The 21528-nt window shown below is 73.1% G+C and carries 21 protein-coding genes and 1 riboswitch; of the genes, 10 read left to right on the top strand and 11 right to left on the bottom strand.

The annotated features are described in order from the left end of the window. Positions 1 to 20: 20 nt before the first annotated feature. Together OCS65_RS22835 and OCS65_RS22840 are read right to left on the bottom strand one after the other, a co-directional pair. Positions 21 to 452 carry an Rv0880 family HTH-type transcriptional regulator gene (locus tag OCS65_RS22835; RefSeq protein WP_029541818.1) on the bottom strand — a complete coding sequence of 144 codons (432 nt, stop codon included), beginning with the start codon at positions 450 to 452 and terminating at the stop codon, positions 21 to 23. Between the two features lie 43 nt (positions 453 to 495). Next, positions 496 to 1980, bottom strand: a complete 1485-nt coding sequence (locus OCS65_RS22840; protein WP_006936143.1) for an NCS2 family permease — start codon at positions 1978 to 1980, stop codon at positions 496 to 498. Positions 1981 to 2055: 75 nt separating this feature from the next. On the opposite strand from OCS65_RS22840, the gene OCS65_RS22845 reads away from it, so the two are divergent. Beyond that, the gene (locus OCS65_RS22845; protein ID WP_065922939.1) at positions 2056 to 2304 is read left to right on the top strand and encodes a DUF2530 domain-containing protein; all 249 of its coding nucleotides are present in this window, start codon (positions 2056 to 2058) and stop codon (positions 2302 to 2304) included. A 37-nt stretch (positions 2305 to 2341) separates the two neighbouring features. On the opposite strand, the gene OCS65_RS22850 is transcribed toward OCS65_RS22845, so the two are convergent. Genes OCS65_RS22850 through OCS65_RS22860 form a run of 3 tightly spaced genes read right to left on the bottom strand, consistent with a single transcriptional unit; the run spans position 2342 to position 6632 of the window. Continuing rightward, complete coding sequence (locus OCS65_RS22850) at positions 2342 to 2881, bottom strand: phosphatase PAP2 family protein (RefSeq protein WP_006936149.1); 540 nt, start codon at positions 2879 to 2881, stop codon at positions 2342 to 2344. Beyond that, on the bottom strand, positions 2878 to 5646 hold the full coding sequence (locus OCS65_RS22855; protein ID WP_065922940.1) for a sacsin N-terminal ATP-binding-like domain-containing protein: 2769 nt from the start codon (positions 5644 to 5646) through the stop codon (positions 2878 to 2880). Before OCS65_RS22855 ends, OCS65_RS22850 begins: the two co-directional genes overlap by 4 nt. 2 nt (positions 5647 to 5648) lie before the next feature. Further along, a complete protein-coding gene (locus OCS65_RS22860) occupies positions 5649 to 6632 on the bottom strand; it encodes a DUF3027 domain-containing protein (RefSeq protein WP_065922941.1) in 984 nt (327 codons plus the stop codon). A 49-nt stretch (positions 6633 to 6681) separates the two neighbouring features. On the opposite strand from OCS65_RS22860, the gene OCS65_RS22865 reads away from it, so the two are divergent. The 3 genes from OCS65_RS22865 to OCS65_RS22875 all read left to right on the top strand — a co-directional run bounded on the left by OCS65_RS22865 (position 6682) and on the right by OCS65_RS22875 (position 9702). Next, entirely contained in the window at positions 6682 to 7476 is a 795-nt protein-coding gene (locus OCS65_RS22865) for a glutaminyl-peptide cyclotransferase (RefSeq protein WP_065923527.1), read from the top strand. Between the two features lie 61 nt (positions 7477 to 7537). Beyond that, positions 7538 to 9235, top strand: a complete 1698-nt coding sequence (locus OCS65_RS22870) for an MFS transporter (protein ID WP_029541807.1) — start codon at positions 7538 to 7540, stop codon at positions 9233 to 9235. After that, positions 9235 to 9702 carry a DUF2771 family protein gene (locus tag OCS65_RS22875; RefSeq protein WP_006936161.1) on the top strand — a complete coding sequence of 156 codons (468 nt, stop codon included), beginning with the start codon at positions 9235 to 9237 and terminating at the stop codon, positions 9700 to 9702. Before OCS65_RS22870 ends, OCS65_RS22875 begins: the two co-directional genes overlap by 1 nt. An 82-nt stretch (positions 9703 to 9784) precedes the next feature. On the opposite strand, the gene OCS65_RS22880 is transcribed toward OCS65_RS22875, so the two are convergent. Next, entirely contained in the window at positions 9785 to 10195 is a 411-nt protein-coding gene (locus tag OCS65_RS22880) for a cold-shock protein (protein ID WP_029541805.1), read from the bottom strand. A 167-nt stretch (positions 10196 to 10362) separates the two neighbouring features. On the opposite strand from OCS65_RS22880, the gene OCS65_RS22885 reads away from it, so the two are divergent. From OCS65_RS22885 to OCS65_RS22895, 3 genes are all read left to right on the top strand, one after another. Then, a complete protein-coding gene (locus OCS65_RS22885; RefSeq protein WP_065922942.1) occupies positions 10363 to 10605 on the top strand; it encodes a hypothetical protein in 243 nt (80 codons plus the stop codon). After that, complete coding sequence (locus OCS65_RS22890) at positions 10602 to 10994, top strand: YccF domain-containing protein (protein WP_006936165.1); 393 nt, start codon at positions 10602 to 10604, stop codon at positions 10992 to 10994. The genes OCS65_RS22885 and OCS65_RS22890 overlap by 4 nt, the downstream gene beginning before the upstream one ends. A 211-nt stretch (positions 10995 to 11205) precedes the next feature. Then, a riboswitch (cyclic di-AMP (ydaO/yuaA leader) is annotated at positions 11206 to 11431 on the top strand. Positions 11432 to 11440: 9 nt separating this feature from the next. Next, positions 11441 to 12025, top strand: a complete 585-nt coding sequence (locus tag OCS65_RS22895; RefSeq protein ID WP_006936171.1) for a resuscitation-promoting factor Rpf1 domain-containing protein — start codon at positions 11441 to 11443, stop codon at positions 12023 to 12025. 64 nt (positions 12026 to 12089) lie between these two features. On the opposite strand, the gene OCS65_RS22900 is transcribed toward OCS65_RS22895, so the two are convergent. Further along, positions 12090 to 12278, bottom strand: coding sequence for a hypothetical protein (locus OCS65_RS22900; protein WP_006936172.1), 189 nt, complete (start codon positions 12276 to 12278; stop codon positions 12090 to 12092). A 59-nt stretch (positions 12279 to 12337) separates the two neighbouring features. Between OCS65_RS22900 and OCS65_RS22905 the strand changes: the two genes are divergently transcribed. Then, positions 12338 to 14626 (top strand): helicase-associated domain-containing protein, encoded by a 2289-nt coding sequence (locus OCS65_RS22905; protein ID WP_065922943.1) that lies wholly within the window; start codon positions 12338 to 12340, stop codon positions 14624 to 14626. Between the two features lie 76 nt (positions 14627 to 14702). After that, on the top strand, positions 14703 to 16361 hold the full coding sequence (locus tag OCS65_RS22910; RefSeq protein WP_006936177.1) for a DNA repair helicase XPB: 1659 nt from the start codon (positions 14703 to 14705) through the stop codon (positions 16359 to 16361). A 12-nt stretch (positions 16362 to 16373) separates the two neighbouring features. Here OCS65_RS22910 and OCS65_RS22915 read toward each other — a convergent pair whose 3' ends face one another. The 4 genes from OCS65_RS22915 to OCS65_RS22930 form a co-directional block, all read right to left on the bottom strand. Further along, complete coding sequence (locus OCS65_RS22915; RefSeq protein WP_006936178.1) at positions 16374 to 17042, bottom strand: response regulator; 669 nt, start codon at positions 17040 to 17042, stop codon at positions 16374 to 16376. Then, positions 17024 to 18697 carry a sensor histidine kinase gene (locus tag OCS65_RS22920; RefSeq protein WP_006936181.1) on the bottom strand — a complete coding sequence of 558 codons (1674 nt, stop codon included), beginning with the start codon at positions 18695 to 18697 and terminating at the stop codon, positions 17024 to 17026. The genes OCS65_RS22915 and OCS65_RS22920 overlap by 19 nt, the downstream gene beginning before the upstream one ends. A gap of 67 nt (positions 18698 to 18764) precedes the next feature. Continuing rightward, complete coding sequence (locus OCS65_RS22925; protein ID WP_065922944.1) at positions 18765 to 20165, bottom strand: CitMHS family transporter; 1401 nt, start codon at positions 20163 to 20165, stop codon at positions 18765 to 18767. Between the two features lie 109 nt (positions 20166 to 20274). Beyond that, positions 20275 to 20832, bottom strand: a complete 558-nt coding sequence (locus OCS65_RS22930) for a hypothetical protein (RefSeq protein WP_263507707.1) — start codon at positions 20830 to 20832, stop codon at positions 20275 to 20277. 358 nt (positions 20833 to 21190) lie between these two features. Here OCS65_RS22930 and OCS65_RS22935 point away from each other — a divergent pair, with 358 nt between their 5' ends. Next, complete coding sequence (locus OCS65_RS22935; protein ID WP_232334102.1) at positions 21191 to 21475, top strand: hypothetical protein; 285 nt, start codon at positions 21191 to 21193, stop codon at positions 21473 to 21475. Positions 21476 to 21528: the final 53 nt, after the last annotated feature.

Consider the following 21528-nt stretch of genomic DNA (forward strand, 5'->3'; position numbering starts at 1 on the left):
CCCTACGGGCCCGGACCGGCTCACTCCGCTTCGCTGACCAGCTTGTTGATGATGCCCACGGCGTCCTGCAACGTGGCGAGGTGGTCCTCGTCCAGCGTGGCCAGCCGTTCGGTCAGCCACGCCTCGCGGGCCTGCTGCTCGTCGACCAGCAGTGCCAGGCCCGCATCCGAGAGCGAGACGATGACCTGCCGGCCGTCCGTGGGATGCGGAGTCCGCTCGACGAGCCCGAGCTCGTCGAGCGATGCGATCACCCGCGTCATGGACGGCGGCTGAACCTTCTCGCGCGCGGCCAGCGCGCCGGGGGTCATCGCTCCCTCCTGCCTCAGCGTGGTCATTGCCGACAGCTGAGTCAGGGAAACCCGGGAATCGGAGCGCCGCCCCCGCAAATGGCGCGTCAGGCGCACAACTGCCAACGAGAGGTCGCCGGCGAGCGTGCGATGTTCCGATGTCATGGCGTGCACAATACGGGACCGACCGGACACATCGCGCCGTGTGTCAGGTGAGCAGTTCGGTGATCGGGTCCACCGCGAAGTAGGCGACGAACAAGCCCGCCACCACCCACAGCAGCGGGTGCACCGCCCGCGCCTTCCCGGCCGCCGCGTGCAGGACCACCCACGTGATGAAGCCGACGCCGATCCCGTTGGCGATCGAGTACGTGAACGGCATGACGACGATCGTGAGGAACGCCGGCAACGCGACGGCGAACTGCGTGAAGTCGATGTCGCGGACCTGCCCGATCATCAGGGCACCCACCACCACGAGGGCCGGGGCGGCGGCCTCGACGGGCACCATCTCGTAGAGCGGGGTGAGGAACATCGCGGCGAGGAACAGCACGCCGGTCACCACGTTCGCCAGGCCGGTGCGCGCACCCTCGGCGATGCCGGAGGCGGACTCGACGAACACCGTGTTCGACGACGCGGATCCCACGCCGCCGGCGATGGCCCCGGTGCCCTCGACGACGAGGGCACGGCCGATACCGGGCAGGTTGCCGTCCTTGTCGGCGAGACCGGCCTCCTTACCGAGGCCGGTCATCGTGCCCATCGCGTCGAAGAAGTTGGCGAGGACGAGGGTGAACACGAGCAGCGTCGCGGCGATCACGCCGATCCGGGTGAACGCGCCGAAGAGGTCGACGTTGCCCACCAGGCTCAGATCCGGCACGCCGGCCACCGTGTCCGGCACCTCCGGCGTGCTCAGATTCCAGCCCTTCGGGTTGGTGCCCTGCGACGGCCCGACCCCGGCGACCGCCTCGACGATCGCGGCGACCACCGTGGTCACGACGATGCCGATCAGCAGCCCGCCGGGCACCCGGCGCACGATGAGCACACCCATGAGCAGCACACCGAACACGAACACGGCGGTCGGCCACGACGCGATCGAGCCGTCGATGCCCAGCCCGACGGGGACGGTGGTGCCGGCCGCGTCCGGCAGGCGGCGCACGAATCCGGCGTCGACCATGCCGATCAGGGCGATGAACGCACCGATGCCGGCCGCGATGGCCGCCTTCAGCTCGGGCGGGATCGCGTTGAACACGGCGGTGCGGAAGCCGGTGAGGGCGAGGACCACGATGATGATGCCGTCGATCACCACGAGGCCCATCGCTTCGGGCCAGGTGACCTGGGGTGCGATGGTGACCGCCAGCAGGGTGTTGATACCCAGGCCGGCCGCGATGGCGAACGGATAGTTGGCGACGACGCCGAAGACGATGCTCATCAGTCCGGCCACCAGCGCGGTGACGGCGGCGACCTGGTTGATGGGCAGAATGTTGCCGAGCACGTCGACCTTGGCCGAGGCGTCGTCCGGGGAGAAGCTGCCCAGGATCAGCGGATTGAGCACCACGATGTAGGCCATCGCGACGAACGTGACGACGCCGCCGCGCACCTCCCGCGAGACCGTCGATCCCCGTTCGGTGATCTTGAAGTAGGTGTCGAGGAACGAGGTGCCGACCGCCGTGCCGGACTTCCGCTCTGAGGATTGGGCCATATCGACTTCCGCTCTGGGATGGGGGCTGCGTCGCAACGGGAGATTATTGCAATCGGGCTGGACTAGCCTGAAATCGTGAACGACGCGCAAACGGTTGCCGAGCGGATACGGCGCCTCGCCGATCCCCGTCCCGCGCTGGCGATCGGCACGGCACTGTGGACGGTGGCGACGATCGTCGTACTTGCCACGGGCGACCGGTGGCCGGCCGCCCTGCCCGTGTGCGTAGCGGGAATCATCGTGGGGCTCTTGGGATTCGCCGTCTACCTCGTGCAGCGCCGGGCCGCCCGGCTGGGTCGGCGCGGCGCGCAGGTCGGACTGGACTGACGAGCGGGTCCCACGCCGCCCGGCCCCACGGCCGCGGTCACAGCCGGGCCCGCACCCGCGTGATCAACCCCACCCACAGCAGCGCCCACAACGACCCCAGCAGCCACCCGGCGACGACGTCGGTCAGCCAGTGGGCCGCGAGATAGACCCGCGAGAGCCCGACCGCGAGCGTGTAGGCGCCCAGGGCGCAGTACGCCACGAGCGCCCGGCGGCTGCCGGGCGGCGACTGCCGGGCGATCACGACGGCGAGCACCGTCGCCAGCATCGCGGTCATCATGGCGTGCCCGGAGGGGAACGAGTGGGTGGTCAGCTCGACGAGGCGCGCGGGCTGCGGCGGGCGCTCCCGCCCGAACTGCAGCTTGAGCAGGCTCATCAACGGCCAGCCCGTCAGGATCGTCGCGGACAGGAGCAGCGCATCGTCGCGACGGCCCGCGCGCAGCATGAGCATCGTCAGCGCCGTCGTGACCACGGCGACGGCGACGGTACCGCCGGTGTGGGTGACGGCGGTGACGACGGCGGTCAGCGCGGGTTCGCGGAGCTCCACCACGCCGTCGAGGGTCGTCGTGTCGATGCTCATCGTGGCTCCGGCGGCGAGAGCGCCGCGACGGCGGCGGCCAGTCCCGGGCCGGTGCAGTGCGTCGTACCGCTCTCGTCGACCCACCACGAGACGTCGCGCTCGCCGGTGACCGCGCCGGAGCAGCGCACGGTCAGTCGCTCGTGCACGACGAGGGGTCCGCGCGGCAACGGCCGCTGCGCGACGGCCGCCGCGAGCACCGCGGCGGGCTCGTTCCGCCACCCGGTCGCGCGGCCCGGGCCGGTGACGTGTCCGGACACCTCGGCCGAGGCGAGGGCGACGTCGAGGAGGTCGGCGAGGACCGCTGCGGTCGGCAGGGCGCCGAGCACGAGCCGGTCGGCGGGCACCACGGCGGCGAGCCACGGCCGGTCCAGCACCAGCGCGTCCGCCGCGTCGACGATCGACCCGGCGAGGCTGCGGACGGCGTCGGGCAGGTGCAGGGCGTCGAGGTCGAGCATGCCGGCGGCACTCGCCGCGGCCAGGGCGGCGTGGGCGCGGGCGGTGACGGCCGGGGCGGGGGTGCGGTCGGGGTCGGCGAGGCGGTCGAGAAGCAGCGCGGCCGTCTCCGTGCTCTCGACGCCCGTCGCGGCCAGGCACGGCCGCAGACGGTCCGCGTCCGGGTGCGGGCAGGGGTCGAGCAGACCGGCGAATGCCTCGTCGTCGGGGGCGCGCAGGTGCCCGAGGGTCCGGCCGCCCAGCGACGCGTAGGTGCGCAGCCACCAGGCGGTGTAGCCGCGCCGGTCGCCGAGGGCCGCAGCCGTGCCGGGTTCGGCGACGAGGAGCGACAGGGCCCGATCCCAGCGGGCGTCGTCGACGAGGTCGAGGTCGCGCACCGCCACGAGCGACTCGGGATCCTCGTCGAGGGTTCCCCACCACTGCTCCTCGTCGGGCAGGTCGTGATCGGGACCGGTGGGCAGCTCGGCACGCAGCACCGTGAAACCCCATCCGACGCCGACGGCCCGCAGCGCCTCGGCGTCGTACTGCTCCGCCACCTGCGGATCGAGGATGGCGAAGGGCGCGTCCTCGACCAGCACATCCGCGAGGGGCGCCCCCGGCAGCAACAGCTCGTCGGCGGGCACGAGTTCGCCGTCGGCATCGGGCAGGAGCAGCGCCCCCAGCTCCCGGGGCACCGCTTCGGCCGGTACCTGCGCCGCCAGCCGGAGCACGACCTCGGCGAGCTCGGCCGTCGCCTCGTGGTCGTCGACGTCGACGTCCTCGACCGCCGCGAGCAGCGCCGGGTCCGCGAGCAGATCCACCGCCGTGACCGTGCCGGCGCCGAGCCGGGTGAGCAGGGGATGCGCGGCGTCGGGGTGCACGAGGCGCACCCACGGCATGCGCAGATGCCCGACGTCCGTGCCCAGCACGGCGGTCCGCGGCCCGGTGACGGTGCGGCCGTCCGACAGCGGCACCGGGATCGCGGCGAGTTCCTCGGCCACCACCGAGTCGACGACCAGCGGGGTGAGCGCCTCGTACAGCCGGTACCACCACGCAGGCTCGCGCTCGACCCCGGCGAGCAGCTCGGCGATCCGCGCCGGCCCGAGGCGGTGCACGTCGACGGCGCCGAGCGCCGCAGCGTACCGCGGCCCGCACAGATCGGGCCGGATCAGGCCGGGCACGACGTCGGCGAGGACGGCGGCGAGCTCGTCGGTGAGACCGGTCAGCGCGGTGGCCCGGTCCGGGACCAGATCGTCGCCACCGCCGGCCGGGGGCAGCCACGGATGCGCGCGCAACTCCTGCAGCACGGCCTCACGCAGCAGCGCGTCGACCTCGCTGCGCGCGAAGCCGGGAACCGGAACCATCGCCGGCCGCTGCCGCGGCGGCAGCGCCGCGACGAAGCCGGCGTAGCCGCGCGCGAGGCCGGCCACCGGGGCGCCGGGGAGCAGGCGGCGCCGGTCGGGCTGCATCGGCACGTCGGCGATCACCAGCGCGGGCAACGAGAGTTCCTCGTCGGAGCGGGTGGGAGCCCGCAGCACGTCCTGCGGCACCGGCACCGCCACCCCGTCCACGACGGGAACGAGCCAGCGGGCGTGGGGCCCGGCGTACTCCCACCAGGTCCGCTCGCCGACGGCGACGACGCGCAGTCCGGACTCGGCTTCGGTGCAGGTGCGGGTGAGCTCGCGGCCGCCCACCGTGACGGCGGCCAGTGCGGGCAGCTCGAGGAGCAGGTCGACGGCCTCCGCGGCGAACCCGTCGAGCAGCGTCTCCGCGTCGATCCCGGGACGCAGCCGCAGCACCACCTCGGTGTCCCAGCCGGGCGCCGGCGGCATGGACGCGGGCCACGCGAGACGCAGCACCGGGATGCCGGACTCCGGGGCGGGCACGCCGCGGTCGGCCAGCGCGTCCCGGGTGTGCGCGGCGGAGAAGCGGATCGAGCCGGACCGCGAACGGATCTCGATGTCCTCGCTCACCGCGGCCGCGGCGGTGAAGCCGACCCCGAACCGGCCGACCCCGCCGGTCTTGCTCGACGCCCGCAGCGCCGTCAGCGCCTGCACGCCGGCTTCGTCGAGCGGCGCGCCGGTGTTCGCGACGTGCAGGTCGTCGCCGTCGCGCCACAGGCACAGCGCGCCCGGCACGCCCGCGCGCGCGGCCGCGTCGGCGGCGTTCTGCGCGAGTTCGGTGAGCACCCGGTCCCGGTAGCCGGCCCGGACGAGATCGGCCTCGGTGGCGGCATCCTCCCGCAGCCGCGTCGGGGACGACGCCCAGGCCAGCAGGGTGCCCTCGCGCAGCGCCGCGGTCCCGAAGGGGTCGGCGGGGTCGGGGCGCGGCATCCTCAGTCGGTCTGTTCCGGCGGCGCGACCGCGGCCGGCTCGGCAGTCGTGTCCTCGGTGCTCTCGGTGTTCTCGGTGCTCTCGGTGCTCTCGGTGCTCTCCGTGTCCCCGGCGCTCCCGGACCCGGTCTCCTCCGAGGCCTCCGGGACCGTGCCTTCCGCGTCCGCCGGGGCGTGCGCCTCCGCACCCGCCTCGGCCGGCGGCAGGGCGACGACCTCCACAGCGGAGTCGTCGTACGCCTCGTGGACCGGGGAGCCCGCGCCGGTCGGCAGGGTGGTGTCCGAGTGGGCGCCGCACCCGTACGCCGAGTGCACCACGTGGCCGTCGGCGGCGAACTCGTTGCCGCACACCCCGAACGCTGCCCGCAGGGAACCCGCGAGGGGAAGGTAGAACCCGCACAGCCGACACGTCGAGGGCGCGGCCTTGGCCATCTCCGAGTCGGGGCCGTAGTCGCCGTCGTACCAGCGCTGGGCTGCCTCGAGGCGGCCCTCGAGGCTCATGACCTGCGTGCGGCCGAGGCCGATCTCGAGGGCCGTCTCGTCGATCTCGGGGTCGCCGGTGGCGACGTAGCCGGGCACGAGGCGCGGATCCCCCGCCGGGGGCGCGAGCAGGTCGCCGGGACCGAGGTCGCCGGGCCGGATCCGCTCGTTCCACGGCACCCACCGCGGCGCGACGAGCGCGTCCGGTCCGGGCAGCAGCGCCAGCTCGCTCACCGTCACCCGGTCCGAGCCGGGTGCGGCGGCGACGACGACGGCCCACTGCCAGCCCCGGTACCCGGGCAGTTCCGCGGCGAACCGGTGGGTGGCAGCGCAGTCGTCCTCGGCCGCGACGCCGAGGTACGCGCCGACGCCGGTCTCGCCCGCGTCCAGCAGCGCGGCCCGCGCGACGTCGACGGCGTCGGCCAGCAGAGGCTGCACGAGCTGTTCGGTAGAGGCGGACGCGGAGCCGGACGCAACTGAGGAAGGCACACCACTCACGGACCCCATTCTGCCGCACGGAACCGCCACCGCGACCCTCGGCTGCCATCATGTGGGCATGCGCCGCCGTCCGCTCTCCGTCGCGGCCGCGGTCGCCGCCTGCGTCGCGGCAGCCGCGTGCGATTCCGCCCCGGCGGATCCGGGTCCGCCGCCCGAGCGCCTGCGGGCCGAGGTCGTGGCCGTGCATCCGCACGATCCCGCCGCGTTCACGCAGGGCCTCGAGGTGTCCGGCGACGAGTTGCTCGAGGGCACCGGCCTGTCCGGCCGGTCGTGGATCGCGGCGCGGTCGCTGGCCACCGGCGCCGAACGGGTCCGGGTGCCGGTGCCGGACGGCATGTTCGGCGAGGGCATCACCGTCGCCGGCACCACGGTGTGGCAGCTGACGTGGCGTGACGGGGTCGCGGTCGCCCGCGACCGGGACACCCTGGCCGAACGCGGCCGCGCCGGCTACGACGGGGAGGGCTGGGGGTTGTGCGCCCAGGACGACCGGCTGGTGATGAGCGACGGCACCGCGGAGCTGACGTTCCGGCACCCCGGGACCTTCGCGGAGACGGGCCGGGTGACGGTCCTGCGCGAGGGCCGCGCCGTCACCCGCCTCAACGAACTCGAATGCACCGACGACGGTGCCGTGTACGCCAACGTGTGGAAGACCGACGAGATCCTGCGCATCGACCCGGACGAGGGCCGGGTGACCGCCGTGGTGGACGCCGGGGCGCTGCGCGAGCAGCTCACCGACGGGCAGCGCGAGCGTATCGACGTGCTCAACGGAATCGCGCACCTGCCCGGTACCGATCGCTTCCTCGTCACCGGCAAGTACTGGCCGTCGGTGTTCGAGGTGCGGTTCGTGCCGTGATCGCGCCGCAGGTGGGGCACGCCACCGAACACCGATCCGCCCGGTGCGACAGAATTGTGCCGTGACCGATTCGGACGAGGAACGCGCACACGACGACGCGGGCCGTGGCGCCGACGTCGGCGGTCGTCCCCGCCGGTCGGCCCGGGCCCCGCACCCCGGCAACGGCAACTATCCGCCGCCGCGGCGCACGTCTGCGCGACGTACCCCCCTGCCGCCGCTGCACCCGGTCGAGGACGCCCGCAGGTACCGGGGCGACGACTTCTCCCGCGAGGAGCGCGCCGGCGCCCCGCGGGCCCCACGGATGCCGCGGAAACTGACGGTCACCCGCGTCGCGGCGCTGCGCAGCCGTGAGCTCACGAGCAAGGGCATCGCGACGTTCCGCCGGGCCGCCACCGCGGACGGTGCGGACCGCTCGGGCCTCACGGCCCTGACCTACGCGACGATGGCGAACTTCGCGAGCGACGCGGCGGTCGCCGTGGCCCTGGCCAACACCCTGTTCTTCTCGGCGGCCACGGGCGAGGACAAGACCAAGGTCGCCCTGTATCTGCTCATCACGATCGCCCCGTTCGCGGTGATCGCCCCGCTGATCGGTCCGTTGCTCGACCGGTTGCAGCACGGTCGCCGGCTGGCGCTGGCCACGTCGTTCGCCGCGCGCACCGTGCTCGCCGTGGTGCTGGTGTTCAACTTCGACAGCTGGGGGCTGTACCCCGCCGCGCTGGCGATGATGGTGCTGTCCAAATCGTTCGCGGTGCTCAAATCGGCGGTGACGCCGCGGGTGCTGCCGCCCGAGATCGATCTGGTCCGGGTGAACTCCCGGCTCACGGTGTTCGGCCTGGTGGGCGGCACGATGGGCGCCGGGGCCGTCGCCGCCGCCGCGGCCTGGCTGTTCGGATCGTCCGGCGCACTGTGGCTGTGCGCCGTCATCACGGCGTTCGGCGCGTACCTGAGCATGCGGATCCCGTCGTGGGTCGAGGTCACCGAGGGCGAGGTGCCGGCCACGCTGTCGTATCACGGCGCCGAGGCCCGCACCGAGGTCACCGGGACCCGCACCGAAGTGATTGCGACGCCCGCGCGCGCCGGCGGCGCGAAGAGCCGTCGGCAGCCGCTGGGGCGGGCCGTGCTCACCGGTTTGTGGGGCAACGGCACGATCCGGGTGCTGACCGGCTTCCTGACCTTGTTCATCGCGTTCGTCGCCAAGTCGAAGACCGAGCACGAGCCCCTGGTCCAGGCGGGGATGCTGGGTCTGGTCGGCGCGGCCGCCGCCATCGGCAACTTCACCGGCAACGCGACCGGCGCGCGGCTCACGCTGGGCCGTCCCGCGCTGATCGTGGTGCGGTGCACCGCGGCCGTGACGGTGATGGCGGCGCTGGCCGCCGCGACCGGCAACCTGATCACGGCGGCCCTCGTGGCGCTGGTGGGATCCTGCGCGAGCGCGCTGGCGAAGGTGTCGCTGGACGCGTCGCTGCAGCAGGACCTGCCGGAGGAGTCCATCGCGTCCGGGTTCGGTCGCTCGGAGACGGTGCTGCAGCTGAGCTGGGTGTTCGGCGGGGCCCTGGGGGTCCTGCTGCCGACCGAGTACTGGCTCGGGTTCACCGTGGTCACCGTCGTGCTGGCCCTCGGTCTGACGCAGACGATCCTCACCTACCGTGGAGGCACCGTCGTTCCGGGCTTCGGTGGCAAACGCCCGGAACACGCCACCCAGGAGACCACCGGTCGCATCCCGCGGCCAGGCGGACGTACGACGAGAAACGGAACGTGATGAGACTGCAGCCCCGGACGAAGAAGACGATCGCGATCCTGGTGATCGTGGCGCTGGTCGCGATCGGCGGGCTCACCGCGGTCGTGGTCTCCCTCGTCCGTTCCGCACCGCCGAGCGTGCCCACGGTGACGGCGTACGCGCAGGGCCGTACGGTCACGGTCGAGCCCGGCCTGTGCAGCGCCGACGGCACGTGCGCCGGCCTCGAGGCCGTGATGCTCGAGGTGCCGGCGGGCCGGCCGCTGCAGCTGTCGTTGCCGTCGGAGATCACCGACTCGGACTGGCGGCTGAACGTCACCTACGGTGATCCCCGCACCGGCGAGATCTTCGAGGGGTTCCGCGACTACACGCCCGGTCAGGCCCGGGCCGTGACGGTGCCGTCCGACCCCGGCGCGCAGTTGCTGAATGTGGTGCTGCAGCTTCCCGCCACCGGGGAGCAGGCGCCGGTGTGGGCGATCCAGACGTTCTGACCCCCGTCCGGCATGCGAGAGGGGCCCTCCGGGTGCTGTCCCGGAAGGCCCCTCTCGCGTCGGGTCGGCCCGACGCCGGGCGTCAGGAGTCGAGCTCGCGGGCGACGGCCCGCATCACCTCGGAGATCCGCTGGGCGGTCTTGCGCTCGGGATGGCGGCCCTTGCGCAGCTCCGGCTGCACGGTGGCCTCGAGCAGCTTGATCATGTCCTCGACCATGCCGTGCAGCTCGTCGGGCGTGTGCCGCTTCTGGGGGGCCGCCTCACGCCGCCCGCCCTGGCGCACCGACGGCAGCGGATCGAGCAGTTTCAGGCTGAGCGCCTGCGGTCCGCGACGGCCCGCGGCCATGCCGAACTCCACCCGCTGACCCGGCTTGAGGCCCTCGACCCCGGCCGGGAGCGCGGAGGCACGCACATAGACGTCCTCGCCCTCCTCCTGGGACAGGAAGCCGAAGCCCTTCTCCATGTCGTACCACTTCACCTTGCCGGTAGGCACTGCGTTCACCCGCTCCTCGACAGCCGTGCCCCGGTGGGCACGAGTGGATATGCAAAACAACGCGCCCCGCTTCGAGTGCGGGACGCGCAGACATGCGTCAGTGTACCCGCGGCGGAGTCCACCTTCGAAAGTCCGGCGGCGGCGCGGGCGGGTGGGGAAGCACTACGGTGGAACCCGTGGGCACCTCCAGTTCTTCCGCACCGGGCAACGGCCTGCTCAAGGCCGCGCTGGCATGTTTCCTGGTCGGGATCGTCGCCGTGGTGGCGATCTTCCTGACCCCCGCCGTCACCGACGGCCGGCCGGGCCTGGTGCTGTATCTGCTGACTCTCGCCTGGCCGCTCGGCTTCGTGCTGGCATTGACCTTCGCGCTGCGCTCCGGCCGGCGCTCCCGCGGAAGGGATCACACGTGAGGATTCTGCTCAACATCATCTGGCTGGTCTTCGGCGGCCTGTGGCTGGCGCTGGGGTACTTCCTGGCAGGCCTGATCTGCTTCGTGCTGATCATCACCATCCCGTTCGGCATCGCCTCGTTCCGCATCGGCATGTACGCGCTGTGGCCGTTCGGCAAGACGGTGGTGGACAAGCCCACGGCGGGGGCCGGGTCGCTGATCGGCAACGTGATCTGGGTCGTCGTCGCCGGCATCTGGCTGGCCCTCGGTCACGTCGTGACGGCGATCGCGATGGCGATCACGATCATCGGCATCCCCCTGGCGCTCGCGAACCTGAAGATGGTGCCGATCTCGCTGCTGCCGCTCGGGAAGGACATCGTCCCGGTGGACAACCGCCCGAGTTACATGTGACGTTCCTCACATAACACGGGCATAACGGCGAGGTCGCGAACCGGCACCGGCGATGGACTTTGGTCCCTACCTGCGACTTCATCCCGCCACACGCGCCACTCACGCGCCGCCCTCGCTGCGCTCGGCGTTATCAATTGGTGACAATCCCCGCCTCGAGCCGTTACCGTCGTCTCCGGCCGGTTGGTTCGGCCACCCCGGGTCCGTCGCGCCAAATCCTGCTCCGCGGATTCCGGGTGTCCCGACGAACGATCCACGGGAGCAGGAAGCGGGGGACCCAACGGTCTCCCAGGGAACACCGATTCCCAGGAGGCACCCGGATCGCCGCCCACGGCGACGGTCCTTGGGGTGAAGCCGAATCGCCCACCGGCGAGGAGGCCGGGCTACCTCTTCAGCCCGAACCCGACAGCTGACCTCGTAGGCGCGTACGGAGAGGAACCGGAACCGACATGAGCGGACGCCATCGCAAACCCACCAACACCGGCCGCACCGTCGCCAAGTTCGCGCTGACCAGCGCGGTTCTCGGCGTCACGGGCGTCGCCTTCAGCGGCACCGCCAACGCCGCTCCCGACTCCGACTGGGACCGCCTCGCGCAGTGCGAGTCCGGCGGCAACTGGGGCATCAACACCGGCAACGGCTACCAGGGTGGCCTGCAGTTCTCCCCCAGCACGTGGAACGCCTACGGCGGCGGCGAGTACGCGGCGACCGCCAACCAGGCCACCCGCGAGCAGCAGATCACCGTCGCCGAGCGCGTGCTCGCCGGCCAGGGCTGGGGCGCGTGGCCGTCCTGCTCCTCGAGCCTCGGCCTGAGCAGCGCTCCGACGCAGCGCAGCGCCCCGTCCACGAGCGCCGGCACCGTCCAGAACACCCCGGTCGTCGAGGCCGCCCCCGAGGTGCCCGAGCTTCCCGCTCTGCCCGCGGAGGCCCAGGGCCTGCGGGCCGGCTTCGAACAGGGCCTCGACGCCCTGCGCCAGGCCGGCATCGCCGTCGACCAGAACCTCGTCGACGCGGTCAACGCCGCCCTGCCGAACTGATACCCGGCACAGACGCACGAAAGAGCCCCGCACCGTTCCGGTGCGGGGCTCTTTCGTGCTTCGATCAGCGGTTGATGACGGTGCGGGGGTGGGTGTACGGCAGGGAGTCGACCGGCAACGGGAACTCCATCTCCTCGCCGTACGGGGACAACGGGCCGGAACGAGTCGAGGACAACTCGGTGACGGCGTGGTCCCCGTCCGCCACCTTGGGCCACCCCGGATCGACATACTGCTTCTTCGAATTGTCAGCCATGCGCTCATTTTGGCAGGCAGGTTCACGGACAGCTACTTCAGGTCTCTAATCTGGTCTCGATGACCGCCACCGACCCCGCCGCGCCGGAGACCGGGCCGGAGTCGCTCGCGCGCTGGCTGAGCGACCGCCGCGACGCCGACCTCGCCGAGCTGCTGCGCGCGCGCCCCGACCTGGTGGTCCCGCCACCCGCGACGATGGCCGTCCTGGCCGGCCGCGCGCAGCAACGTGCCTCGGTGTTCCGCGCCGCCGACGAACTCACCGTCCTCGACTTCGGTGTGGTCGACGCGCTGACCCGGCTGGGCGCCGACCGGGAGCCGGTGACCCGCCGGGCGCTGCTCGACTCCGTGTCCGGCCGCGTCACCGCCAAGAACGTCGACCGGTCCCTCGACCGCCTGCGCCGCCTGTCGCTCGTGTGGGGTCCCGCCGACGGGCTGCGGCTGGTCAAGGCCGCGGCCGAGGCGGTGCCGTGGCGAATCGGCCGCAGTCCCGACCCCGAGCAGCTGCCGGGCCCGGCCGAGGTCGGCGCCCTGCTCGCCGACCTCGATCCGGCGCAGCGCAGCCTGCTCGACACCCTCGCGCGCACCTCGCCCGTCGGGCGTACCCGCGACGCCGCGGCGGGCACACCCGCCGACCGGCCCGTGCAGCGCCTGCTCACCGCCGGGCTGCTGATCCGGCTCGACGACGAGACCGTCGAGCTGCCGCACCGGGTCGGTCAGGCGCTGCGCGGCGAGGCCCCCTTCGACCCCGCCGCCCTCACCCCGCCCCGGCCGCTGCCCGCGACGCACGTCGTCGCCGAGGTCAACGCCACCGCTGCGGGCGCCGCCCTCGAACTGCTGCGGCACTGCGAGAACCTGATCGACGCGCTCGCCGCGCTGCCCGCCCCCGCGCTCAAGTCCGGGGGACTCGGAGTGCGCGAACTGCGCCGCCTCGCCAAGACCGTCGACGTCGACGAGCAACTCGCCGCGCTGCTCGTCGAGGTGCTCGCCGCGGCCGGCCTGATCTCGCGGGGTGTGCCCCAGCCGCCGCCCCCGACGGACATCGACGACTACTGGGCGCCGACCACCGCCGCCGACGGCTGGTCGAACGCGCCGCCCGCGCAGCGCTGGGCCGTGCTCGCGGGCGCGTGGCTCGACGCGCCGCGACGTCCGTGGCTCGTCGGGCGCCGCGACGCGACGGACAAGCCGATCGCCGCACTGTCCGACGAGTGCCAGTCCACCGCCGCACCGCGCGAGCGGCGCCTGCTGCTCGAGCTGCTCGCCGAGGTGCCCGGGTCGGCGCCCGGCGCGGATGCGGCGCGAGCCGTGCTGGCCTGGCGGCGGCCGCGGTGGGCGGCCCGGCTCGGCGCCGACACGGTGGCCGAGACGCTGCGGGAGGCGACGGCGCTGGCCGTCGTCGCGCACGGGGCTCTCGCCTCGCCCGGCAAGGCGCTGCTGCACGGCGGCGACCCCGAGGCGGAGATGGCCGCGGTCCTGCCGGAACCGGTCGACTACGTGCTGGTCCAGGCCGACCTGACGGTGGTGGCGCCCGGCCCCCTGGTGCCCGAACTCGCGGACCGCATCGCCCTCGTCGCCGACGTCGAGTCGGCGGGCGCGGCCACGGTGTACCGGGTGAGCGAGCCCGGCGTGCGCCGCGCTCTGGACGCGGGCACCGGCGCCGCCGAGCTGCACGCCCTGTTCGCCACGCATTCGCGCACTCCCGTCCCCCAGGCGTTGACCTACCTGATCGACGACGTCGCCCGCCGCCACGGCCGGCTCCGCGCCGGGATCGCCGCCTCGTTCGTCCGCTCCGACGACCCGGCGCTGCTGGCCGAGGTGCTCGGTCACCCCGTCGCCGGCCACCTCGCCCTGCGGGCCGTCGCGCCGACGGTCGCGGTGTCGCAGGCGCCGCTGGCGGAGGTGCTCGCCGAGCTGCGCGGTGCGGGCTTCGCGCCCGCGGGCGAGGACGCCACCGGCGCGGTGCTGGACCTGCGGCCACGAGGCGCCCGGGTGTCGGTGCCGCGGGCACGGCCCCGCTACATCGGACCGACGCCGCCCACCGGGGAGCAACTCGACACCCTGATCCGCACGCTGCGCGCCGGGGACCGGGCCGCGGCCGCCCCGCGCGGCACCACCGTCCGCGGCGACGGCACCCGCACGGGCGGTGCCGCGACGATGGCGCTGCTGCAACTCGCCGCGCACGGCAAGCGCAGCGTCCGGATCGGCTACGTCGACGCGCAGGGCGTCGCCACTCACCGCATCGTCGATCCCGTCGCCGTCGGCGGGGGGCAGCTCGAGGCGTTCGACCCCGCCGCGGGCACGGTCCGCAGCTTCGTGCTGCACCGCATCACCACGGTCGCGCTCGTGGAGTGACGGCGGCCGGTGGCGGGCCTGCCGCCGCACCTGGAGAATGGGGAGGTTCTGCCTGTTCCCGTGCTAGGAGGCGTCCGTGGCCGACGGACCGTTGATCGTCCAGTCCGACAAGACCCTGCTCCTCGAGGTCGACCACGCCCTCGCGAACGAGGCCCGGCAGGCCATCGCGCCGTTCGCCGAGCTCGAACGCGCCCCCGAGCACGTGCACACCTACCGGGTCACCCCGCTGGCGTTGTGGAACGCCCGCGCCGCGGGACACGACGCCGAGCAGGTCGTCGACGCCCTGGTCACCCACTCCCGGTTCGCGGTCCCGCAGCCGCTGCTCGTCGACATCGTCGACACCATGGCCCGCTACGGCCGGCTGCAGCTGGTGAAGAACCCCGCGCACGGCCTGACCCTGGTCAGCCTCGACCGGGCGGTGCTCGAGGAGGTGATGCGCAACAAGAAGATCGCGCCGATGCTCGGCGCCCGGCTCGACGACGACACCGTGATCGTGCATCCGAGCGAGCGCGGCCGGCTCAAGCAGATGTTGCTCAAGGTCGGCTGGCCGGCCGAGGACCTCGCCGGCTACGTCGACGGTGAGGCACACGCGATCAACCTCGACTTCGAGACCAACCCCTGGCACCTGCGGGACTACCAGGAGATGGCCGCGGACTCGTTCTGGGCCGGCGGCTCCGGCGTGGTGGTGCTGCCGTGCGGGGCGGGGAAGACGATGGTGGGTGCGGCCGCGATGGCCAAGGCGGGCGCCACCACCCTGATCCTGGTGACCAACACCGTCGCGGGCCGGCAGTGGAAGCGCGAGCTGATCGCCCGCACGTCGCTCACCGAGGACGAGATCGGCGAGTACTCCGGGGAGAAGAAGGAGATCCGCCCGGTCACCATCGCCACCTACCAGGTCATCACCCGCAAGTCGAAGGGCGAGTACCGCAACCTCGAGCTGTTCGACTCCCGCGACTGGGGGCTGATGATCTACGACGAGGTGCATCTGCTGCCCGCCCCGGTGTTCCGGATGACAGCCGACCTGCAGTCCCGGCGCCGGCTCGGCCTCACCGCGACCCTCGTGCGCGAGGACGGCCGCGAGGGCGACGTATTCTCGCTCATCGGCCCCAAGCGCTACGACGCACCGTGGAAGGACATCGAGGCGCAGGGCTGGATCGCGCCCGCGGAGTGCGTCGAGGTGCGGGTGACCCTGACCGACGCGGAACGGATGACGTACGCGGTGGCCGAGCCCGAGGAGCGGTACAAGCTGTGCTCGACCGCGCACACGAAGATCGCGGTGGTGAAGTCGATCCTGGACCGGCACCGCGACTCCCCCACCCTGATCATCGGGGCGTACCTCGATCAGCTCGACGAGCTCGGCGAGGCGCTGGACGCCCCGGTGATCAAGGGCTCGACCCGGAACAAGGAGCGCGAGGAGCTGTTCGACCGCTTCCGCGCCGGTGAGCTGAAGGTGCTCGTCGTGTCGAAGGTCGCGAACTTCTCGATCGACCTGCCCGAGGCGTCGGTGGCGGTGCAGGTGTCGGGCACGTTCGGCTCGCGCCAGGAGGAGGCGCAGCGCCTCGGCCGGTTGCTGCGCCCCAAGCACGACGGCGGGCAGGCGCACTTCTACTCGGTCGTCGCGCGCGACACCCTCGACGCCGAGTACGCCGCGCACCGGCAGCGGTTCCTCGCCGAGCAGGGTTACGCGTACCGGATCACCGACGCGGACGATCTGCTCGGCCCCACCATCGGCTGACCGCCGGCCGGTTCAGCCGGGCGGGAGGCGGTACTCCTGTTCCGGTCGTCCCGTGCTGCCGTACCGGAGCTGCATCCGCAGCTGCCCCTTGGTGACGAGCGCGGCGAGATAACGCTGAGCGGTCGCGCGGGACACCCCGATCGTGGCCGCCACCTCCCCCGCCGACATGGGCGTATTCGAGGACGAGAGAGCTTGCAGGACAAGTTCTTTGGTCACCGATCGGGGCGCCCTGTCGCCGGCGCCCGACGGCGCCGGGCGCAGCGCGGCGAGCGCCGAGTCGATCTCGGCCTGGGTGAGTTCGGCGCCGGCGACGAGACGCCGGTACTGCGCGTACGCCGACAACCGCCGCGCGAGTTCGGTGTTGGGAAACGGCTTGACCAGATACCCCGAGGCGCCGGCGGCCAGCGCGGCCCGCACCGTCGTGCCCTCGGCGGCTGCGCCGAGTACGAATGCGTCGCAGTCGAGTTCACGGATCAGGTCGATGCCGGAGCCGTCGGGCAGGTACACGTCCACGAGCGCGAGGTCGACCGGGGCCTCGCGGACCGCGTCGCGCGCGGCCGCGACGGTACCGGCGACCGCCGCCACGCGGAACCCGGCCACCGCGGCGACCACGCTCGCGTGCAGTTCCGCGACGCGGAAGTCGTCGTCGACGACGAGCACCGTCAGATCGGATCCGCCCACGCGGTGTCTCCTTCGTCGAGTACGTCGATCAGCGTGGCGACGAACACCGCGCCCCCGGTGGGATTGTCCGGGGTGCGCCGCCCGCCGGGATCGGCGAGGATCACGTCGCCGCCGTGCTGCCGGGCCACCTGCCGCGCCAGCGCCAGGCCCATTCCGCGACCGCCCGGGACGGCACCGTCGGCGTGGGTGGTGACACCCTCCCCGAAGACCTCCCCGGCGCGGCCGGCGGCGATGCCGGCACCGGTGTCCGCGACGGCCAGGTGCAGGTCGCGGCCGGCCTCGACGAGTTCGACCTCCACCTCGGCGGGGTCGTGCCCGTGCTCGCGGGCCGCCTCGATCGCGTTGTCGAGCAGGTTGCCCAGCACGGTCGTGACGTCCACGGGGCAGCGGACGGTGCCGCGCACCCAGGTGTTCTCGCCGAGGACCAGCGTCACCCCGCTCTCCCGCGCGTGGGCGGCCTTGGCGGTGAGGAAGGCGTGCAGGTACGGGTCGGCGACGGCGTCGAGCCCGTCGAGGGGCCGGCCGGTGGGCCCGGATCCGAGGAGCTGCTCGAGGTACTCGGTGGCCTGAGCGCTGCGGCCTTGCTGCAGCAGGCCGTAGAGCAGGTGCAGGCGGTTCGCGGTCTCGTGCCGCTGGGCCCGCAGGGCGGTGGTCAGCGACTGCACGGCGTCGAGTTCGCGGGTGAGCTTCTCGACGTCGGTGCGGTCGCGCACCGACATCACGGTGCCCAGGTCGCGGCCGTCGCGCAGGACCCGTCGCGCGACGGCCAGCACGATCCGGTCGCCCGCGGCGGCGGCCACCGGCTCGTCGCGGGGGCGGCGCGCGACGTCGAGCAGGCGCGGGGTGAGCCCGACGTCCTCGAGCCGGTCCCCCACTCCGCCGCGCAGGTCGAGCAGCCGCCGGGCCTCGGCGTTGACGACGGTGACCACCCCCTCGGTGTCGGCGCCGATCACCCCTTCCCCGATGCCGTGCAGCACGACCTCCTGCTCCCGGACCAGCTCGGCGAGCTGCTCGGGCTCGAGGCCGAGGGTCAGCCGCTTCCACCGGCGGGCCAGCAGCGCCGATCCCGCGGCGCCGCACGCCAGGGCGCCGGCCGCGACGAGCGCCGCCTGCGCGACGTCCTCGCGCAGCTCCGACCGGACGCGGTCGGTGGCGATGCCGACGCTGACCTCGCCGACGACCCGCTCCGAGCCGGGGGCGACGACGGGCACCTTGGCCCGGACGGAGTCGCCGAGGGTGCCGCGCTCGCTGCGCACCACCTCCCGTCCGGCCAGGGCCTCGTCCGGGTCGGTGCTGACCCGCAGACCGAGCAGCCGCGCGTCGGGGTGAGCCAGCCGCAGTCCCTGCTCGTCGGTGACCACCACGAACAACGCGCCGGTGGCCGCGCGCACCGCCTCGGCGGCCTGCTGGACCGTGCCGGTCGCGAGCTCCGGGTTGCCGGGTGCGACGACTCCGTCGTCGGCGGCCGCGAGCCGGGCCACCTCGGCCCGGACCGTGGCATCGGCTGCGACGGTCCGGGCGACGGCGAGGGCGCGTTGTCCGTATTCGTCGGTGACGCGGTCCTCGGTGGTGGTGACGAACGCCGCGAACCCGAGTCCGAGCGCCACCGCCACCACGGCGGACTGCAACAGCAGCACCTGGGTGCGCAGCCTCACGACGCCTCCGGCAATTCGGGGTCCGACACGTTGATCCGTTTCTCGCGACGGTACGTCGGTGCGGAGCTCAGCCGAGCGGGATCTGGCCCAGGAGGATGCCGACGGCCAGCATGGTGAGCGACACGAGCGTCGCACGCCACAGCACCTTGCGGTGGTGGTCGGCGAGCTGGACGCCGGCGAGGGTGACGAGCAGCAGGATCGCGGGCACCAGCGGGCTCTGCATGTGCACGGGCTGGCCGGTGATCGAGGCGCGGGCCATCTCGACCGGTTCGATCCCGTACTGGGCGGCCGTCTCGGCCAGGACCGGCAGCACGCCGAAGTAGAACGCGTCGTTGGTCATGAAGAAGGTGAACGGGATGCTGAGCACGCCCGTGATCACGGCCAGGTAGGGGCCGAGCGCGTCCGGGATCGCGCCGGTCAGCCACTGCGCCATCTCCTCGACCATGCCGGTGCCCTGGAACACACCGGTCAGGACGGCGGCCGCGAACACCATGGCCACGACCGACACGATGCTCGACGAGTGCCGGACGATCGCCTCGGACTGCTCCGACACGCGCGGGAAGTTCACGGCCAGCGCCAGACCTGCGGCGATCATGAACAGGACGGGGATGGGCAGGATGTCGAGCCCGAGGACGACGAGCAGGGCGACGGTGAGCAGCGCGTTGAACGGCAGCAGCCTCGGTCGCAGGGTCGCGCGGGTCGGGTCGAGACCTGCGACGAAACCGCCGGTCTCGTCGTCGCCGGGCGCGTCCGGGCCGGATCCGCTGCCGGCGCCACGCGAACCCGAACGACCCGCTCCCGTGGAGCCGCCGCGGCCGGCGCCGGCCAGGACCGGCTCAGCGGTCCACACCAGCTTGCCGAGGCGCCGGCGCTCCATGACACCGAGGTGCAGCGCGAACCCGAGCACGACGACCAGGCCGACGAGCAGCGACGGGATCATCGGGACGAACACATCCGACGGGGACAGGCCGAGCGCGCTGGCGGCGCGGACCGTCGGGCCGCCCCACGGGATGATGTTCATCGTCGCGTTCGACAGGCCCGCGACAACCGTCAGCACCACCGGGCTCACCCGCAGCTTCAGGTACAGCGGCAGCATCGCGGACGTGGTGATGATGAAGGTGGTCGAGCCGTCGCCGTCGAGGGAGACGACCATCGCCAGCACTGCCGTCCCCACGACGAGCCGCGCCGGGTCGTCCCGGACGAGCCGCAGGACGAGCCGCACCAGGGGGTCGAACAGCCCCACGTCGATCATGATCCCGAAGAAGATGATCGCGAAGAACAGCAGCGCGGCCGTCGGGGCGAGGTCGGTGACCCCGTCGACGATCATGTCGCCGAGATCGGCGCCCGCACCGGCGAACAGGCCGAAGGCGACCGGAACGAGGATCAGCCCGACGACGGGAGTGGCCCTCTTGGACAGGATCAGATACATGAAGACGGCAACCATGAGGAAGCCGAGGAAGACAAGCACGATCTGCTCGCTTTCGTCGGTGGACGGTGCGGAGGGGGTTCGAGAATCCGGGTCGTCGCCCGGTGTGATCTCTGCTACACGGAAGTGTGGGGCAGGCCACTGCGGGTGGTCACCGTTGCGTGCGATAGCGCCGTTGTGCGCATTCTGCTCGAGTGCATTCGCCCCGGTCGGCGGGTTTACCGGGACCGCATGAGGGGTACGCCTTCTGCATGGGCGCACGGGGCGACAAGGGTGGCCGGACCGCATCCGGCAGCCCCGGCCGAACGGCTACCAAGGCCGCGGACCGGGGCAGCTCGACCAGGACGACCGAGCGGCCGCGTCGTGCGGCCCCGTCGTCCGAGACGGCGAAAAGGCCGACGGCGTCGGCCACCGCCGGCCGGGAACGAGCGCCCCGCAGACGCTCGTCCGCCACGAAACCGACCGCCGCGAAGTCGGCCGCCACGAAGTCGGCCGCCACGAAGTCGGCCGCCACGGAATCGACCACGGCGGCACCGCGGCGGACGGCGTCGAAGCCGCGCACCGAACGGGCAACGGCCCCCCGTCGATCGGCGCCGGAGACACCCCGCCGATCGACGTCGGATGCCCCCCGGCGCCGCCCGGGGCAGGAGGCCGCCACGAAATCGACCACCACGGCGGCACCGCGGCGGACGGCGTCGAAGCCGCGCACCGAACGGGCAACGGCCCCCCGCCGATCGACGTCGGAGACCCCCCGCCGCCCGGGGCAGGAAGCCGCCACGCGCCCGGCCCGTCCGCGGACGCGGACCGCCGCCGCGGGGGAGGCACGGCAGCGGCCCCGCGAGCAGTCCCGCACCTCCACGACATCCCGGCCCTCGTCGGCATCCCGGCCCTCGTCGCCGGAGCGCACGCCCCGCCGGCCGGCCTCGACCTCGCAACGCCCCGGACCCACTGGTCGCGGCGAGCCTCTTCCGAGCCGCAAGCCCGGACCCTTCGCGGCCCTCGTCGAGTGGCTGAAGATCCGCGTTCGCCGACTTGCGCGCGCGGCGCGGAGGCAAGGAGCCGCGGTGATGCGCAAGATCCCCGGGTGGACGGATCAGCTCACCGACTCCGTCACCGAGGGCCACCCGATCAAAGGTGCCGTCCTGGAGGGGATCCGGGCCTTCCTGACCGGCAAGAACGTCGTGTGGGCAGCGTTCAAGGGCCTGCTGTCCGGACTGAGCATCAAGGCCAAGATCCTCCTTGCTCTCGCCGTCGTCCTGGTGGCGCTGCTGGCTCCGGTCCTGCTCGTGGTCGCCCTGCTGGCCCTGCTCGTCGCCGGGGTGATCGCGGCGGTACGGGCCGCTACGCAGTGATCCGAAGGTCCTCGTGTCGAAGGGGTGGATCCTGCGCCATCGCGCGAGAGGGC

Source organism: Rhodococcus aetherivorans, from assembly GCF_025722975.1.
In the GTDB taxonomy this organism is placed as follows: domain Bacteria; phylum Actinomycetota; class Actinomycetes; order Mycobacteriales; family Mycobacteriaceae; genus Rhodococcus; species Rhodococcus aetherivorans.

Bases quoted from the DNA above. Each gene is read 5' to 3' on its own strand.
- OCS65_RS22835 (WP_029541818.1), bottom strand. From the start codon at position 452: ATGACATCGGAACATCGCACGCTCGCCGGCGACCTCTCGTTGGCAGTT.
- OCS65_RS22840 (WP_006936143.1), bottom strand. From the start codon at position 1,980: ATGGCCCAATCCTCAGAGCGGAAGTCCGGCACGGCGGTCGGCACCTCG.
- OCS65_RS22850 (WP_006936149.1), bottom strand. From the start codon at position 2,881: ATGAGCATCGACACGACGACCCTCGACGGCGTGGTGGAGCTCCGCGAA.
- OCS65_RS22855 (WP_065922940.1), bottom strand. From the start codon at position 5,646: ATGCCGCGCCCCGACCCCGCCGACCCCTTCGGGACCGCGGCGCTGCGC.
- OCS65_RS22860 (WP_065922941.1), bottom strand. From the start codon at position 6,632: ATGGGGTCCGTGAGTGGTGTGCCTTCCTCAGTTGCGTCCGGCTCCGCG.
- OCS65_RS22865 (WP_065923527.1), top strand. From the start codon at position 6,682: ATGCGCCGCCGTCCGCTCTCCGTCGCGGCCGCGGTCGCCGCCTGCGTC.
- OCS65_RS22875 (WP_006936161.1), top strand. From the start codon at position 9,235: ATGAGACTGCAGCCCCGGACGAAGAAGACGATCGCGATCCTGGTGATC.
- OCS65_RS22895 (WP_006936171.1), top strand. From the start codon at position 11,441: ATGAGCGGACGCCATCGCAAACCCACCAACACCGGCCGCACCGTCGCC.
- OCS65_RS22900 (WP_006936172.1), bottom strand. From the start codon at position 12,278: ATGGCTGACAATTCGAAGAAGCAGTATGTCGATCCGGGGTGGCCCAAG.
- OCS65_RS22905 (WP_065922943.1), top strand. From the start codon at position 12,338: ATGACCGCCACCGACCCCGCCGCGCCGGAGACCGGGCCGGAGTCGCTC.
- OCS65_RS22935 (WP_232334102.1), top strand. From the start codon at position 21,191: ATGCGCAAGATCCCCGGGTGGACGGATCAGCTCACCGACTCCGTCACC.